Origin of the sequence: Streptomyces parvulus, from assembly GCF_014648855.1 — a bacterium.
GTDB classification, from domain to species: domain Bacteria; phylum Actinomycetota; class Actinomycetes; order Streptomycetales; family Streptomycetaceae; genus Streptomyces; species Streptomyces parvulus.
The window spans coordinates 134,758-147,049 of the sequence record NZ_BMRX01000018.1 but is presented as its reverse complement, the minus strand read 5'-3'; the positions used below and the strand labels follow the sequence as shown (position 1 = coordinate 147,049).

Sequence of the window (12,292 nt, the reverse complement as noted above, 5' to 3'; positions counted from 1 at the left end):
TCCACAGCGTCCTCGCTGTGTGTATTTCAAAGGAACCTCAACCTGAACCGGAAGACCGGCCAGGCCGGAGGTATCAACATATCTGGCGTTGACTTTTGGCACGCTGTTGAGTTCTCAAGGAACGGACGCTTCCTTTGTACTCACCCTCTCGGGCTTTCCTCCGGGCGCTTCCCTTCGGTCTTGCGTCTCCGACTCTATCAGATCCTTTTCGATCCGATTCCCGGTCGGCGGGTTTGTCTCGCGCTTTCGGACTTTCGCCCGTCGGCCTTTCGACATTCACTACGTTAGCCGATTCCTTCGCGGACTCATAATCGGGTCCGGCGAGTTTGAATTCGGGCATGCGGGCACGCCGAATTCGCTCCCGCTGAGGGAAGTCGTAGGTAGTGGGTTGGCCGCTCTCGGCTGCTGGCGATCGCCGTAACCGGGTCAAGCGGCTCGGGCTACATTACGCGCCGCCCAAAGGAGAGTCAACTTCGGCGCCGCTTCGGGACATGGGCCCGATACGGGCTGACCGTCGGGTCGTCGGCGACCCAGTAGCGCCACGGATGGACCCCGCCTTCGCCGGACACTCCGGTCCGCGGACCGTTCCGTACCTGGTCGCGAGGTACGGGGGTGCCCGTCAGGATGCGCAGCGGGGTGTCCTCCGACGTACACGCGTCGGTGCCGTCCAGGGACCGGTCCACCCCGAGAGCGGTGGCCAGGCGGGCCGGTCCTTTGGCCAGTTCCTTGTCATTGCGGGCGGAGAGTCGGCGCGGACGGGCCAGCTCCGCGCCCTCGACGATCTCGCCGGCGCGCAGCAGGACCGCGCTCGCGGTGCCGTCGGGACCGCAGACCAGGTTCATGCAGAACCACATGCCGTAGGTGAAGTAGACGTACACGTGTCCGGGGGGACCGAACATCACGTCGTTGCGGGGGGTGCGACCGCGGTAGGCGTGCGAGCCGGGGTCGTTCCGGCCGTCGTAGGCCTCGACCTCCGTCAGGCGGAGGGCGATCGGACCGTCCGGGGTGTCGCGCACCAGGACACGGCCCAGGAGATCGGGGGCGACCTCGAGGACGGGCCGGTCGAAGAACTCCCTGGGCAGGGGCGTACGGTCGGGGGTCGCGATCATGCCGTCCGAGCGTAACGCAGCCGGGTCCGTGCGCGGGGTGGCCATGGGGCGTCCGGCTTGCCAGTGTGTGGCGCGGAACCGGCCACGGCCGGATCGCGTTTGTAGGGATCAAGGGTTCACACGCAAGCCTGGAGAGGGAGACACATGGCGTTCAAGAAGCTGCTCGCGAGCCTGGGGGCCGGCGGGGCTTCGGTCGAGACCGTGCTCAACGAGGTCAACGTCGTTCCGGGGGGTGTCGTCCAGGGCGAGGTGAGGATCCAGGGCGGGTCCGTCGACCAGGAGATCGAGGGACTGTCCGTCGGGCTCCAGGCCAAGGTCGAGGTGGAGAGCGGCGACCAGGAGTACAAGCAGGACATCGAGTTCACCAAGGTGCGGCTCGGTGGCGCCTTCCAGCTCAAGGCGGGCGCCGTGCACGCGGTGCCGTTCGGTCTGGAGATCCCCTGGGAGACCCCGATCACGATGATCGACGGGCAGGCGCTGCGCGGGATGAACATCGGGGTCACCACGGAGCTGGAGATCGCGCGTGCCGTGGACTCCGGTGACCTGGACCCGATCAACGTGCATCCGCTGCCGGCGCAGAAGGCGATCCTGGACGCGTTCATCGGACTGGGCTTCCGCTTCAAGAGCGCCGACATGGAGCGCGGCCACATCCGGGGCACGCGGCAGCAGCTGCCCTTCTACCAGGAGATCGAGTTCCTGCCGCCCCAGCAGTACCGGGGTCTGAACCAGGTCGAGCTGAGCTTCGTGGCCGACGCGCAGGCGATGGACGTCGTCCTGGAGATGGACAAGAAGCCGGGGCTGTTCAGCGAGGGCAGCGACACCTTCCGCTCCTTCAAGGTGGGGCTGAACGACTACCAGGGCACCGACTGGACGGCGTACCTCAACCAGTGGCTGTCCGAGGTCGGCAGCAAGCGCAACTGGTTCTGATGGATCTAGGCTCGGTCATCTCTGCACCAGACATTCAGGAGGTACCGAGGTGACCGAGCTGAAGCGGCGTCCGCTCCCCCATGACTTCCACCCGCCCGTGCCGTCGTTCACGGTCACGAGTGACGACGTCCAGGAGGGCGGGACGCTCAAGGACGCTCAGGTCCACGCGGCCGGCAACACCTCTCCGCAGCTGCGGTGGGAGGGCTTCCCCGCCGGGACCAAGAGCTTCGCCGTGACCTGCTACGACCCGGACGCCCCGACGGGCAGCGGGTTCTGGCACTGGGTGGTGTTCGACATCCCGGCGTCGGTGACCGAGCTGCCGGTGGGTGCGGGCAGCGGCGCGTTCGAGGGGCTCCCCCAGGGGGCCGTACAGACGCGCAACGACTACGGCACCAGGGAGTTCGGCGGGGCCGCCCCGCCGCCCGGTGACGGGCCGCACCGCTACGTGTTCACCGTGTACGCCGTGGACCAGGAGAAGCTCGGCCCGGACGCGGAGGCGAGCCCGGCGTTCGTCGGCTTCAATCTGCGCTTCCACACCATCGGGCGCGCCCAGCTGATCGGGGAGTACGAGATTCCCGCGGACAGCTGAGCGTTCCGAGCGTTCATGGAACGTTTGCCCGCCCCAGGTCTTGGAATGGATCAGGGGCGGGCATTTTTGTTGCCAGGGGTGGCGGGGGGGGATCGTCGCCCCTGGAACAGCGGATATTGCGTTGTCCATCTCGGCGTGCCCGGCCAGAGTTGATCCCAGCCCGCCAGGGGGTGGGCCGGTGGCACACGGGAGGTGGGCTGGTATGCGGGACACGCTGGTGCTGAACGCGAGCTTCGAGCCGTTGTCGACGGTGACGTTGAACCGAGCCGTCGTTCTGGTGCTCCAGGACAAGGCCGTCGTCGAGCAGGCCCACCCCTCCCTGCGGATGCGCGGAGCGGCGCTCGACATACCCGCGCCCCGGGTGATCAGGCTGTGCCAGTACGTACGGGTGCCGTTTCGAAGACGCGCTCCCTGGTCCAGGCGGGGTGTGCTGGTCCGGGACCGGCACCGGTGCGCGTACTGCGGCCGGCGGGCGACGACCGTCGACCACGTGGTGCCGAGGTCGCACGGTGGGCAGGACTCCTGGCTGAACACGGTGGCCTCGTGCGCCGAGGACAATCACCGCAAGGCGAACCGGACGCCCGAGCAGGCGGGGATGCCGTTGCTTCGGGAGCCGTTCGAGCCGACGCCCGCCGATGCGATGCTGCTGGCACTGGCCCGGGACGACTTCGAGGCGCTGCCGGAGTGGTTGGTGCTGGACGCGGCGTGACGGCCGCGCCGCTAGGGCATGTCTGACAATTCCCTCCCCCAGCCTCCGGCCGGGAGGTGCCCCCAGCCTCGCGCCGCCATGCACGCACTCTCGCCGTGCCGGGCGCAGAGCCAAGTACATCCAGTACGAGGCTCGACGCCCGGCACGGCGAGAGCACGCACCTGACGACGCAAGGCCGCCCTCCGGGCGACGACGGGAATTGTCAGACAGGCCCTAGTCGATCGTCGGCTTCTCCCGGCGTTCCTGGGCGGGGACGCCGGGGCTGCCGTTGCCTCCTCCGCCCAGGCCGCCGAGGTTGCCCATGGCTCCGGAGAGGCCCTTGAGGGCGTCGCCGATCTCGCTGGGGACGATCCAGAGCTTGTTGGCGTCGCCCTCGGCGATCTTCGGGAGCATCTGGAGGTACTGGTAGGAGAGGAGCTTCTGGTCCGGGTCGCCGGCGTGGATGGCCTCGAAGACCGTGCGCACGGCCTGGGCCTCGCCCTCGGCTCGCAGGGCGGCCGCTTTGGCCTCACCCTCGGCCCGCAGGATCTGGGACTGCTTCTCGCCCTCGGCGCGCAGGATCTCGGACTGCCGGACACCTTCGGCCTGGAGGATGGCGGCGCGCTTGTCGCGGTCGGCGCGCATCTGCTTCTCCATCGAGTCCTGGATGGAGGTGGGCGGTTCGATGGCCTTGAGCTCCACGCGGTTGACGCGGATGCCCCACTTGCCGGTGGCCTCGTCGAGGACGCCGCGCAGGGCCGCGTTGATCTCCTCGCGGGAGGTCAGGGTCCGCTCCAGGTCCATACCGCCGATGATGTTGCGCAGAGTGGTGACGGTGAGCTGCTCGATGGCCTGGATGTAGCTGGCCACCTCGTAGGTCGCGGCGCGGGCGTCGGTCACCTGGTAGTAGATGACGGTGTCGATGTTGACGACCAGGTTGTCCTGGGTGATGACCGGCTGCGGCGGGAAGGGGACGACCTGTTCGCGCAGGTCGATGCGGTTGCGGATGGTGTCGATGAACGGGACGACGATGTTGAGGCCCGCGTTCAGTGTCCGCGTGTAGCGGCCGAAGCGCTCGACGATGGCGGCGCTGGCCTGCGGGATGACCTGGATGGTCTTGATCAGGGCGATGAAGACCAACACCACCAGGATGATCAAGACGATGATGACCGGTTCCATCGTGGTTGTCCGTCCCCTTCTCCGACCCTGTTCTCTGACCCTGACTACTGCTGATCTTACGGGTGTTGAGGATCTTGCTGGTCGAGTCTGACAGACCGTCGCGCGACTCGGGGTCCGTTCGGGCCAGTTGTGCGCGGCGAGGTCACATGATGATCGCCGTGGCCCCCTCGATGTCCACGACGTCGACTTCCTCGCCGGCCTCGAAGGCGCGCCCGGTGTCCAGCGCGCGGGCCGACCAGATCTCGCCCGCGAGTTTGATCCGGCCGCCGGACCCGTCGACCCGCTCCAGGACGACGGCCTGTCTGCCCTTCAGGGCGTCGACTCCCGTTGCCAGTTGGGGCTGTTGGGAGCGGTGCCGGGCGGCTACGGGCCGTACGACCGCGATGAGCGCGACCGATACGACGACGAAGACGAGGACCTGGACGACGATGTCTGCGCCGAACCCGGAGGCCAGGGCTGCGGCGACGGCCCCGACGGCGAACATCCCGAACTCCGGCATCGCGGTCACGACGAGCGGGATTCCGAGCGCTGCCGCGGCGACGAGCCACCACACCCATGCGTCGATGTCGTTCACGTGGTCATGGTAGGTCCGCGGGGTGGGCCGGGGACAGGGCGCACGGGGGGCGGGTCAGGACAGGGGCAGGCCCTGCGCGGTCCAGCGGTCGCCGTTCTGCTCGACGACGAGCGGGAGTCCGAAGCAGAGGGAGAGGTTGCGGGAGGTGAGTTCCAGCTCCAGCGGGCCGGCGGCCATGACCTTGCCCTGACGGATCATCAGGACGTGGGTGAAGCCCGGCGCGATCTCCTCGACGTGGTGGGTGACCATGATCATGGAGGGTGCGATGGGGTCGCGGGCGAGCCGGCCGAGGCGGCGGACGAGGTCCTCGCGGCCGCCGAGGTCGAGGCCCGCGGCGGGCTCGTCGAGGAGCAGCAGCTCGGGGTCGGTCATCAGGGCGCGGGCGATGAGGGTGCGCTTGCGCTCGCCCTCGGAGAGGGTGCCGAACTTCCGCTCCAGGTACTCGGTCATGCCGAGGCGGTCGAGGAAGGCGCGGGCGCGCTGCTCGTCGACGTCCTCGTAGTCCTCGTGCCAGCCCGCCGTCATGCCGTACGCGGCGGTGAGCACGGTCTGCAGGACGGTCTGGCGCTTGGGCAGCTTGTCGGCCATGGCGATGCCGGCGACGCCGATGCGCGGGCGCAGCTCGAAGACGTCGGTGCCGGGCTTGCCGAGCGTCTCGCCGAGGATGGTGGCGGTGCCCTGGCTGGGGTAGAGGTAGCTGGACGCGACATTGAGGAGGGTGGTCTTGCCGGCGCCGTTGGGGCCGAGGATGACCCAGCGCTCGCCCTCCTTCACCGACCAGGAGACCTGGTCCACCAGAGCCCGGCCCTCGCGGACCACGGATACGTCCTGAAGCTCCAGAACATCGCTCATGAGCGCGTTGTCTCCCCTTGCATTGTGGCCGGTCTCGGCTGTCGCGTACGCCTTGGCTCGGGCCGCCGCGCCGGTGGGCGCAGGCCCTCCAGGAAATCTACGCCACCGGTCGGCGTCACCGTTCCATCGGTCCGGTCCTTAGGGTGGGGGCATGCTCTCGGAACCACGCGCAGGGCGCCTTGCCGCCTGGGGAAATGCCCTTATTGCCGGAATGGTCTCGCCTGATGACGCCGCGGTGGCGATCGTCGGGGAGGACGCGGTGCACCGGGTGGAGGGGCTGCCGGGCGAACCGGCGCCCGTCGGTCTCACGCTGGCGCTCGGCCGGCTGCGGGCGCTCGGGGCGACGGGGCTGCGGGTCGCGCTGCCCGCGCCGGGGCATCCGCTGGGCCTGAGCGGGCCCCCGGACTTCAACGCGCGGGCGCTGGAGGCGGAGGAGGCCGTGGTCTGTCACGGTGCGGCGGTGGGGCTGGTGCCCGAGGTGCACGAGGCCGGGCCCGAGGGTGATGTGCACGTCGAGGTGGTCTGGCACTGCCTGCCGGTGCGGGAGGCGCCGCCCGCGGACGTGCCCTCGCTCGGGGAGGCGGAGCGGGAGCTGGCGGAGGCGCTGCGGGATGCCACGGAGGTGCTGACGCGGCTGGACGTCGCCGGGTCGGGGCCGGTCGCCGAGGCGGCGGTCGCGGCGTACCGGGCGCGGGCCGAGCGGGGCCGGGAAGTGCTGGCGCCGGGGTATCCGCCGCGGGCGGTGCGGGTGCTGGAGTTGGCGCAGCGGGTGGGGGCGCTGGTGTCGCTCGCGTATGAGAACGGTCACGGTGGTGCGGTGAGCGCGTCCGAGATGGCGGCGCGGGGGGAGGCACTGCGGCCCGTGGAGCGGACGGCTCGGCGGGCGCAGGTCGCGGCGTACAACTCCGTTGTGGAGGAGCGGGGGCGGGGATGAGGTGACCGCCCTCACCGTTTACCCGGCGCTGGTGTGGGCCACCTGGGGGCTGCGCCCCCGGACCCCGCTTTCGGCCTGAACGGCCTCGTCCTCAAACGCCGGACGGGCTGGTTGGTGCCGGTCGGCCTCCCGGGGAGCCCGGGAGGCCGCAGGCATCGTTGACGGCCCGGGTCAGCGGTTGAGACCCAGGTTGCCGAAGGCCGGGTTCAGGACGCCGATGACGTTGACGCTGTTGCCGACGGCGTTGACCGGGATGTGGATCGGCGCCTGGACCAGGTTGCCGGAGGCGACGCCCGGGGAGCCGATGGCCTCGCCGTGGGCGTGGGAGCCGTCGGTGGCGGAGGCCATGCCCACGCCGGCGGCGATCAGTCCGCCGGCCACCATCGTCACGGCCGCTGCCTTCTTCAGGTTCTTCACTTACAAGCCCTCCTTGCGATCGCCGCGGCAGTCGCCGCGGCACGCACTGGAGAACGCCCGGGCCGCCCGGAGGATGCGCCATACGGGGGACATTCCCACGACGGTATGAATCTCCGACCGGAGGGGAACCTTCCGTCAGCTGGTCAGGCCGTGGCGCACGGCCCACAGCGCGGCCTGGGTGCGGTCCGCGAGGTCGAGCTTCATGAGGATGTTCGAGACGTGCGTCTTGACGGTCTTCTCGGAGAGCACCAGCGCCCGCGCGATCTCCCGGTTGGAGCGCCCGTCCGCGATCAGGCCCAGCACCTCGCGCTCGCGCTCCGTGAGGGAACCCGCGCGGCCCTGGCCGGAGTTGCCCTCCTCCTGGCTGAGCAGGGCGCCGGCGACCTCGGGCTGGAGCAGGATGTGGCCGGCGTGGACGGAGCGGATGGCGCCGGCCAGCGCCTCGGGGTCGACGTCCTTGTAGACGTAGCCCGCCGCGCCCGCGCGCAAGGCCGGGACGACGGTGCGCTGCTCGGTGAAGCTGGTGACGACCAGTACGCGTGCGTGGTTGTCCAGCTCGCGGAGTCTGCGCAGCGCGTCGACGCCGTCCATGCCCGGCATCTTGACGTCCATGAGGATCACGTCGGGGCCGAGTTCCTGGGCGCGGTCGACTCCCTCGGCGCCGTCGGCGGCCTCCCCCACCACCACGATGTCGTCCTGCACCTCGAGGAAGGTGCGCAGGCCCCGGCGGACCACTTGGTGATCGTCGACGAGCAGCACCTTGATTGCGTCAGCCACCGGGGACCTCCATCTCGATCGTGGTGCCCTTGCCGGGCTCGGACCGCACCGTAAGTCTTCCCCCGGTGCCGTTGGCCCGGTCGCGCATGGAGACCAGGCCGAGGTGGCGGCCCGCGCGGCGCACGGTGCGCGGGTCGAAGCCGCCGCCGTCGTCGGTGACCCGCAGTACCGCGCCGGTCGCCGCGCGGTGCAGGGTCACGTCGACGTGTGCGGCCCCGGAGTGGCGCAGGGCGTTGTGCAGCGCCTCCTGGGCGACGCGCAGCAGCGCCTCCTCCTGGGCGGCAGGCAGGGCCTTGACGCCGTGTCCCGTGAAGGTCACGCGCGCGGAGTGGGCGCGGTCGAGGACCTGGATCTGGGTGCGCAGGGTGGCGACGAGGCCGTCCTCCTCCAGGGCGGCGGGCCGCAGCTCCACGACGGCGGCGCGCAGCTCGTCGGCGGCCTCCGCGGCGAGGGCGGCGACCTGCTGGAGTTCGCCCTTGGCCCGGGCCGGGTCGCGGTCGACCAGGGCGGCGGCGGCCTGGGCGGTCAGGCGCAGCGAGAAGAGCTTCTGGCTGACCGCGTCGTGCAGTTCGTGGGCGAGCCGGGAGCGCTCCTCGGCGATGGTCAGCTCGCGGCTGCGTTCGTACAGGCGCGCGTTGGTGAGGGCGATCGCGGCGTGCTGGGCGAGGATGCCGAGCAGTTCCTCGTCGTCCTGCGTGAAGCCGCAGCCGCCCTCGGGCCCGGGGGCCGGAGGGTCCCCGTCCCCCTTCGCGTCAGGGCACACCTTGTTCGCCAGGAACAGGGCGCCGATGATCTCGTCGCCGTCGCGGATCGGCAGCCCCAGGAAGTCCACCAGGTCGGGGTGTGCGGAGGGCCAGCCGCCGAAGCGCGGGTCCTTCCGGACGTCGGCGAGCCGCTCGGGCGTGGCCTCGTGGAGCATCGCGGCGAGGATGCCGTGCTGGCGCGGGAGCGGGCCGATGGCCTTCCACTGCTCGTCGCTGACGCCGTCGACCACGAACTGGGCGAAGCCTCCGTGGTCGTCGGGGACGCCGAGGGCGGCGTACTGGGCGTCGAGCAGTTCGCGGGCCGAGGCGACGATCGTCTTGAGGACGTCGCGCACCTCCAGGTGCCTGCTCATGGCCAGCAGCGCGGAGCTGACCGCGGCGAGGCCGGACCGGGGGCCGTGACTCATGTCCTCACGGTACCGGCGGGGGGTGACGGCCGGATCGGACCTGTGACCGCCGTGGCCTGGGGCGGTGGACCTAGGTCCGAGGTCCGGTGCGTCCGGCCTAGGGCGAAGGGCCCTGCGCGGTTGGGGCCGGTGCCCGAGGCGGCGGACGGGGCCCGGTTCCTACGTTGAGGATCACGCCGTGCCGGACGGGTGGCGGCGGGGACTACGAGGGGACGTGTGTCATGCCGGTAGCGATCATCACGGGAGCGTCCAAGGGGCTGGGCCGAGCGCTCGCCGAGGCGCTGGCGGCACGGGGCTGGGACCTGGTGCTCGACGCCCGGACGCCCGAGGTGCTGAAGGACACGGCGGCGGCGCTGGAGGCGTACGGCACGCGCGTGGCGGCGCTGCCCGGGGACGTCACCGATCCGTGGCACCGGACGGGTCTGGTGACCGAGGCCGGGCGGCTCGGCGGGGTGGACCTGCTGGTCAGCAACGCGAGTGCGCTGGGCGCCGAGCCGCTGGTGCGGTTGGCGGAACTGCCGCTGGACGGGCTGCGCCGGGCTCTGGAGGTGAACGTCGTGGCCGCGCTGGGCCTGGTCCGGGAGGCGCTGCCGGCGCTGCGGGCCGCTCCGGCGGGGGCGGTGCTGACGATCAGCTCGGACGCGGCGGCCGAGGCCTACGAGACCTGGGGCGGCTACGGGGCGTCCAAGGCGGCGCTGGACCAGCTGGCGGCGGTGCTGGGCGTCGAGGAGCCGGGGCTGCGGGTCTGGGCGGTGGATCCGGGGGACATGGCCACCGATCTGTACGCGGCGGCCGTACCGGACGACGACGGTCCGAGGCCCGCTCCGGCGGGGGTCGTGCCGGCGCTCCTGCGGCTGCTGGAGGAGCGGCCGGCCAGTGGGCGCTACAGCGCTCCCGCTCTGCTGGAGGCGCGGTCGTGACGCCGGCGCCGAGGGTGCCGGAGGGGCTGTCGGCGCGGGTGCCGGCCGAGCAGCGGGAGCCGGGCCTGGACCGGGACGGCGTACGGCTGCTGGTGTCGCGGGGCACCGAGGTCTCGCACCACGCGTTCGGGGAGCTGCCGGGGCTGCTGCGGGCCGGTGACCTGCTCGTGGTCAACACCTCGCCGACGCTCGCCGCCGCCGTCGACGGGTCCGTCGGGCACACGCGCGTGGTGGTGCACTTCTCCACGCGCGGGGACGACGCCCGGTGGGCGGTGGAGGTGCGGGAGCCGGACGGGAGGGGCACCACGCGCGCGCGTGCGTGCGTGGACAAGGGGACGGTGGTGCGGCTGCCCGGGGGTGGGCGTCTGGTGGCGGAGGAGCCGCTGAGTCCGCGCGGGGACCGGCTGTGGTGGGCGCGGGTGTCGGGGGCGGAGGTGACCGCGCTGCTGCGGGAGCACGGGCGGCCCATCCGCTACGCGTACACGGACCGGGACCAGCCGTTGTGCGCGTACCAGACGGTGTTCGCGCTGCCGGTGCCCGACGGGACGGGCAGCGCGGAGATGCCGAGCGCGGCGCGGCCCTTCACGGCCCGGCTGGTGACGGAGCTGGTGAGCCGGGGGGTGCAGTTCGCGCCGGTGACGCTGCACACCGGGGTGGCCTCGGCCGAGTCGCACGAGCCGCCGTATCCGGAGCGGTTCTCGGTGCCCGGGGAGTCGGCCCGGCTGATCAACGCGGCGAGGGCGGCCGGGCGGCGGGTGGTGGCGGTGGGGACGACCGCCGTGCGGGCGGTGGAGTCGGCGGCCGGCGCCGACGGCGTCGTACGGCCCCGGGCGGGGTGGACCGATCTGGTCGTGACCCCGGAGCGCGGGGTGCGGGTGGTGGACGGGCTGCTGACCGGGCTGCACGAGCCCGAGGCCTCGCACCTGCTGATGCTGGAGGCGGTGGCGGGGCGGGCGGCGATCGACCGCGGGTACGACGCCGCGGTACGGGGGCGCTACCTGTGGCACGAGTTCGGCGACGTGCATCTCCTCCTGCGGTAGGAGGAGGCTCCGAAGCCACTCACACAGTGCATTGCTTCAGCAACCAACGGTGAGACGGACGGGGGTCTGATGTGAGCCCTCGCATAGGGCGCACATCACGTACGAAGAGGATTAGGAGAACGACTCGTCCGTTTTGAGCGGGGCAGATAGTCCAATCTGCCCCGTTTCGCCGTTCCCTGATCCACTATCTCGGATCGTACGTCACACCTTTGCCTTCGGATTTTGCGGCCGCTAAGAATTGCTCTCGTCGCTCAGCGCCGCGGGTTCTCCCCCGCGGCGCTTGTGCCGGAAGCACCCCTGTCCCCACCGGACGAGAGCGACCTCCGCGCTATCCGAAGAGGTCTATCCCGCCATGCTGAAGAACATCCTTTCCCGTGGTCGCAGTCGTTCCATGACCCGCACCCAGAAGGCCGCCATAGCCGGTGTCGGCACGCTCGGCGCCGTCGCCGTCGCCCTCACCGCCGTGCCGGCCAGCGGTCAGACGACCACGAGCGAGGCCGCTCCGACGGCCAAGGTGGCGTACAGCACCAAGCAGATCCAGGACGTCCACGCCGGCGTCACCGGCCAGCTGGCCGGTGCCAGCCAGAAGGTCGCCACCATCGAGGCCAAGAAGGAGGCGGCCGCGAAGAAGGCCGCCGCCGAGAAGGCCGCCGCGAAGAAGGCCGCCGCCAAGCGCGAGGCGAAGGAGACCGTCAGCCGGTCCGCCAAGCGCGCCGAGGTCAAGAAGTCCTACCCGAACAACCTCGACGGCTGGATCCGCGAGGCCCGGTCCATCATGAAGAAGCACGGCATCCCCGGCACCTACGAGGGCATCCACCGCAACATCATGCGGGAGTCCTCCGGCAACCCGAAGGCCATCAACGACTGGGACATCAACGCCATCAACGGCATCCCGTCGAAGGGCCTGCTCCAGGTGATCCCGCCGACCTTCGAGGCCTACCACGTGGCCGGCACGTCCAAGAACATCTGGGACCCGGTCGCCAACATCGTCGCCGCGTGCAACTACGCCGCGGACAAGTACGGCACCATGGACAACGTCGACAGCGCGTACTGAGGTCGGCGCGGACCTCTTCACTCCGACGCCGACGCAGACGCCGTACGCCGAAGGGCGGCAC

At 71.0% G+C, this 12,292-nt stretch carries 14 protein-coding genes; 7 read left to right on the top strand and 7 right to left on the bottom strand.

Going from position 1 to position 12,292, the window contains the following annotated elements; translation table 11 throughout:
* Positions 1–467 precede the first annotated feature (467 nt).
* Complete coding sequence (locus IE108_RS30410) at positions 468–1,109, bottom strand: DNA-3-methyladenine glycosylase (RefSeq protein WP_064727163.1); 642 nt, start codon at positions 1,107–1,109, stop codon at positions 468–470.
* 144 nt (positions 1,110–1,253) lie between these two features.
* Here IE108_RS30410 and IE108_RS30405 point away from each other — a divergent pair, with 144 nt between their 5' ends.
* From IE108_RS30405 to IE108_RS30395, 3 genes are all read left to right on the top strand, one after another.
* On the top strand, positions 1,254–2,036 hold the full coding sequence (locus IE108_RS30405) for a sporulation protein (protein WP_064727164.1): 783 nt from the start codon (positions 1,254–1,256) through the stop codon (positions 2,034–2,036).
* A 49-nt stretch (positions 2,037–2,085) separates the two neighbouring features.
* The gene (locus IE108_RS30400; protein ID WP_064727165.1) at positions 2,086–2,625 is read left to right on the top strand and encodes a YbhB/YbcL family Raf kinase inhibitor-like protein; all 540 of its coding nucleotides are present in this window, start codon (positions 2,086–2,088) and stop codon (positions 2,623–2,625) included.
* A 202-nt stretch (positions 2,626–2,827) separates the two neighbouring features.
* Positions 2,828–3,334: an HNH endonuclease gene (locus IE108_RS30395; protein ID WP_064727166.1), complete on the top strand. Its 507-nt coding sequence runs from the start codon at positions 2,828–2,830 to the stop codon at positions 3,332–3,334.
* A gap of 213 nt (positions 3,335–3,547) precedes the next feature.
* Here the strand turns inward: IE108_RS30395 and IE108_RS30390 are convergent, their stop codons facing one another.
* The 3 genes from IE108_RS30390 to IE108_RS30380 all read right to left on the bottom strand — a co-directional run bounded on the left by IE108_RS30390 (position 3,548) and on the right by IE108_RS30380 (position 5,918).
* A complete protein-coding gene (locus tag IE108_RS30390) occupies positions 3,548–4,492 on the bottom strand; it encodes an SPFH domain-containing protein (protein WP_064727167.1) in 945 nt (314 codons plus the stop codon).
* Positions 4,493–4,634: 142 nt separating this feature from the next.
* On the bottom strand, positions 4,635–5,066 hold the full coding sequence (locus tag IE108_RS30385) for an NfeD family protein (protein ID WP_064727168.1): 432 nt from the start codon (positions 5,064–5,066) through the stop codon (positions 4,635–4,637).
* Between the two features lie 54 nt (positions 5,067–5,120).
* On the bottom strand, positions 5,121–5,918 hold the full coding sequence (locus IE108_RS30380) for an ABC transporter ATP-binding protein (RefSeq protein WP_064727169.1): 798 nt from the start codon (positions 5,916–5,918) through the stop codon (positions 5,121–5,123).
* A 151-nt stretch (positions 5,919–6,069) separates the two neighbouring features.
* Here IE108_RS30380 and IE108_RS30375 point away from each other — a divergent pair, with 151 nt between their 5' ends.
* Positions 6,070–6,852, top strand: coding sequence for an Rv1486c family protein (locus IE108_RS30375; RefSeq protein ID WP_064727170.1), 783 nt, complete (start codon positions 6,070–6,072; stop codon positions 6,850–6,852).
* A gap of 171 nt (positions 6,853–7,023) precedes the next feature.
* Here IE108_RS30375 and chpE read toward each other — a convergent pair whose 3' ends face one another.
* The 3 genes from chpE to IE108_RS30360 all read right to left on the bottom strand — a co-directional run bounded on the left by chpE (position 7,024) and on the right by IE108_RS30360 (position 9,217).
* Positions 7,024–7,269 (bottom strand): chaplin ChpE, encoded by a 246-nt coding sequence (gene chpE / locus IE108_RS30370; protein ID WP_064727171.1) that lies wholly within the window; start codon positions 7,267–7,269, stop codon positions 7,024–7,026.
* A gap of 135 nt (positions 7,270–7,404) precedes the next feature.
* Positions 7,405–8,046 (bottom strand): response regulator, encoded by a 642-nt coding sequence (locus tag IE108_RS30365; RefSeq protein ID WP_064727172.1) that lies wholly within the window; start codon positions 8,044–8,046, stop codon positions 7,405–7,407.
* Positions 8,039–9,217, bottom strand: coding sequence for a GAF domain-containing sensor histidine kinase (locus IE108_RS30360; protein WP_064727173.1), 1,179 nt, complete (start codon positions 9,215–9,217; stop codon positions 8,039–8,041). The genes IE108_RS30365 and IE108_RS30360 overlap by 8 nt, the downstream gene beginning before the upstream one ends.
* 221 nt (positions 9,218–9,438) lie before the next feature.
* Between IE108_RS30360 and IE108_RS30355 the strand changes: the two genes are divergently transcribed.
* The 3 genes from IE108_RS30355 (at position 9,439) to IE108_RS30345 (ending at position 12,231) form a co-directional block, all read left to right on the top strand.
* On the top strand, positions 9,439–10,137 hold the full coding sequence (locus tag IE108_RS30355) for an SDR family NAD(P)-dependent oxidoreductase (protein ID WP_064727174.1): 699 nt from the start codon (positions 9,439–9,441) through the stop codon (positions 10,135–10,137).
* Positions 10,134–11,177, top strand: coding sequence for an S-adenosylmethionine:tRNA ribosyltransferase-isomerase (locus tag IE108_RS30350; RefSeq protein ID WP_064727175.1), 1,044 nt, complete (start codon positions 10,134–10,136; stop codon positions 11,175–11,177). Before IE108_RS30355 ends, IE108_RS30350 begins: the two co-directional genes overlap by 4 nt.
* 352 nt (positions 11,178–11,529) lie before the next feature.
* Positions 11,530–12,231: a transglycosylase SLT domain-containing protein gene (locus IE108_RS30345; protein WP_064727176.1), complete on the top strand. Its 702-nt coding sequence runs from the start codon at positions 11,530–11,532 to the stop codon at positions 12,229–12,231.
* Positions 12,232–12,292: the final 61 nt, after the last annotated feature.

What these genes read in the sequence shown, in the direction of transcription:
- IE108_RS30410 (WP_064727163.1), bottom strand. Translation starts at nt 1,109, where the DNA reads ATGATCGCGACCCCCGACCGTACGCCCCTGCCCAGGGAGTTCTTCGAC.
- IE108_RS30405 (WP_064727164.1), top strand. Translation starts at nt 1,254, where the DNA reads ATGGCGTTCAAGAAGCTGCTCGCGAGCCTGGGGGCCGGCGGGGCTTCG.
- IE108_RS30395 (WP_064727166.1), top strand. Translation starts at nt 2,828, where the DNA reads ATGCGGGACACGCTGGTGCTGAACGCGAGCTTCGAGCCGTTGTCGACG.
- IE108_RS30390 (WP_064727167.1), bottom strand. Translation starts at nt 4,492, where the DNA reads ATGGAACCGGTCATCATCGTCTTGATCATCCTGGTGGTGTTGGTCTTC.
- IE108_RS30380 (WP_064727169.1), bottom strand. Translation starts at nt 5,918, where the DNA reads ATGAGCGATGTTCTGGAGCTTCAGGACGTATCCGTGGTCCGCGAGGGC.
- IE108_RS30375 (WP_064727170.1), top strand. Translation starts at nt 6,070, where the DNA reads ATGCTCTCGGAACCACGCGCAGGGCGCCTTGCCGCCTGGGGAAATGCC.
- IE108_RS30360 (WP_064727173.1), bottom strand. Translation starts at nt 9,217, where the DNA reads ATGAGTCACGGCCCCCGGTCCGGCCTCGCCGCGGTCAGCTCCGCGCTG.
- IE108_RS30355 (WP_064727174.1), top strand. Translation starts at nt 9,439, where the DNA reads ATGCCGGTAGCGATCATCACGGGAGCGTCCAAGGGGCTGGGCCGAGCG.
- IE108_RS30345 (WP_064727176.1), top strand. Translation starts at nt 11,530, where the DNA reads ATGCTGAAGAACATCCTTTCCCGTGGTCGCAGTCGTTCCATGACCCGC.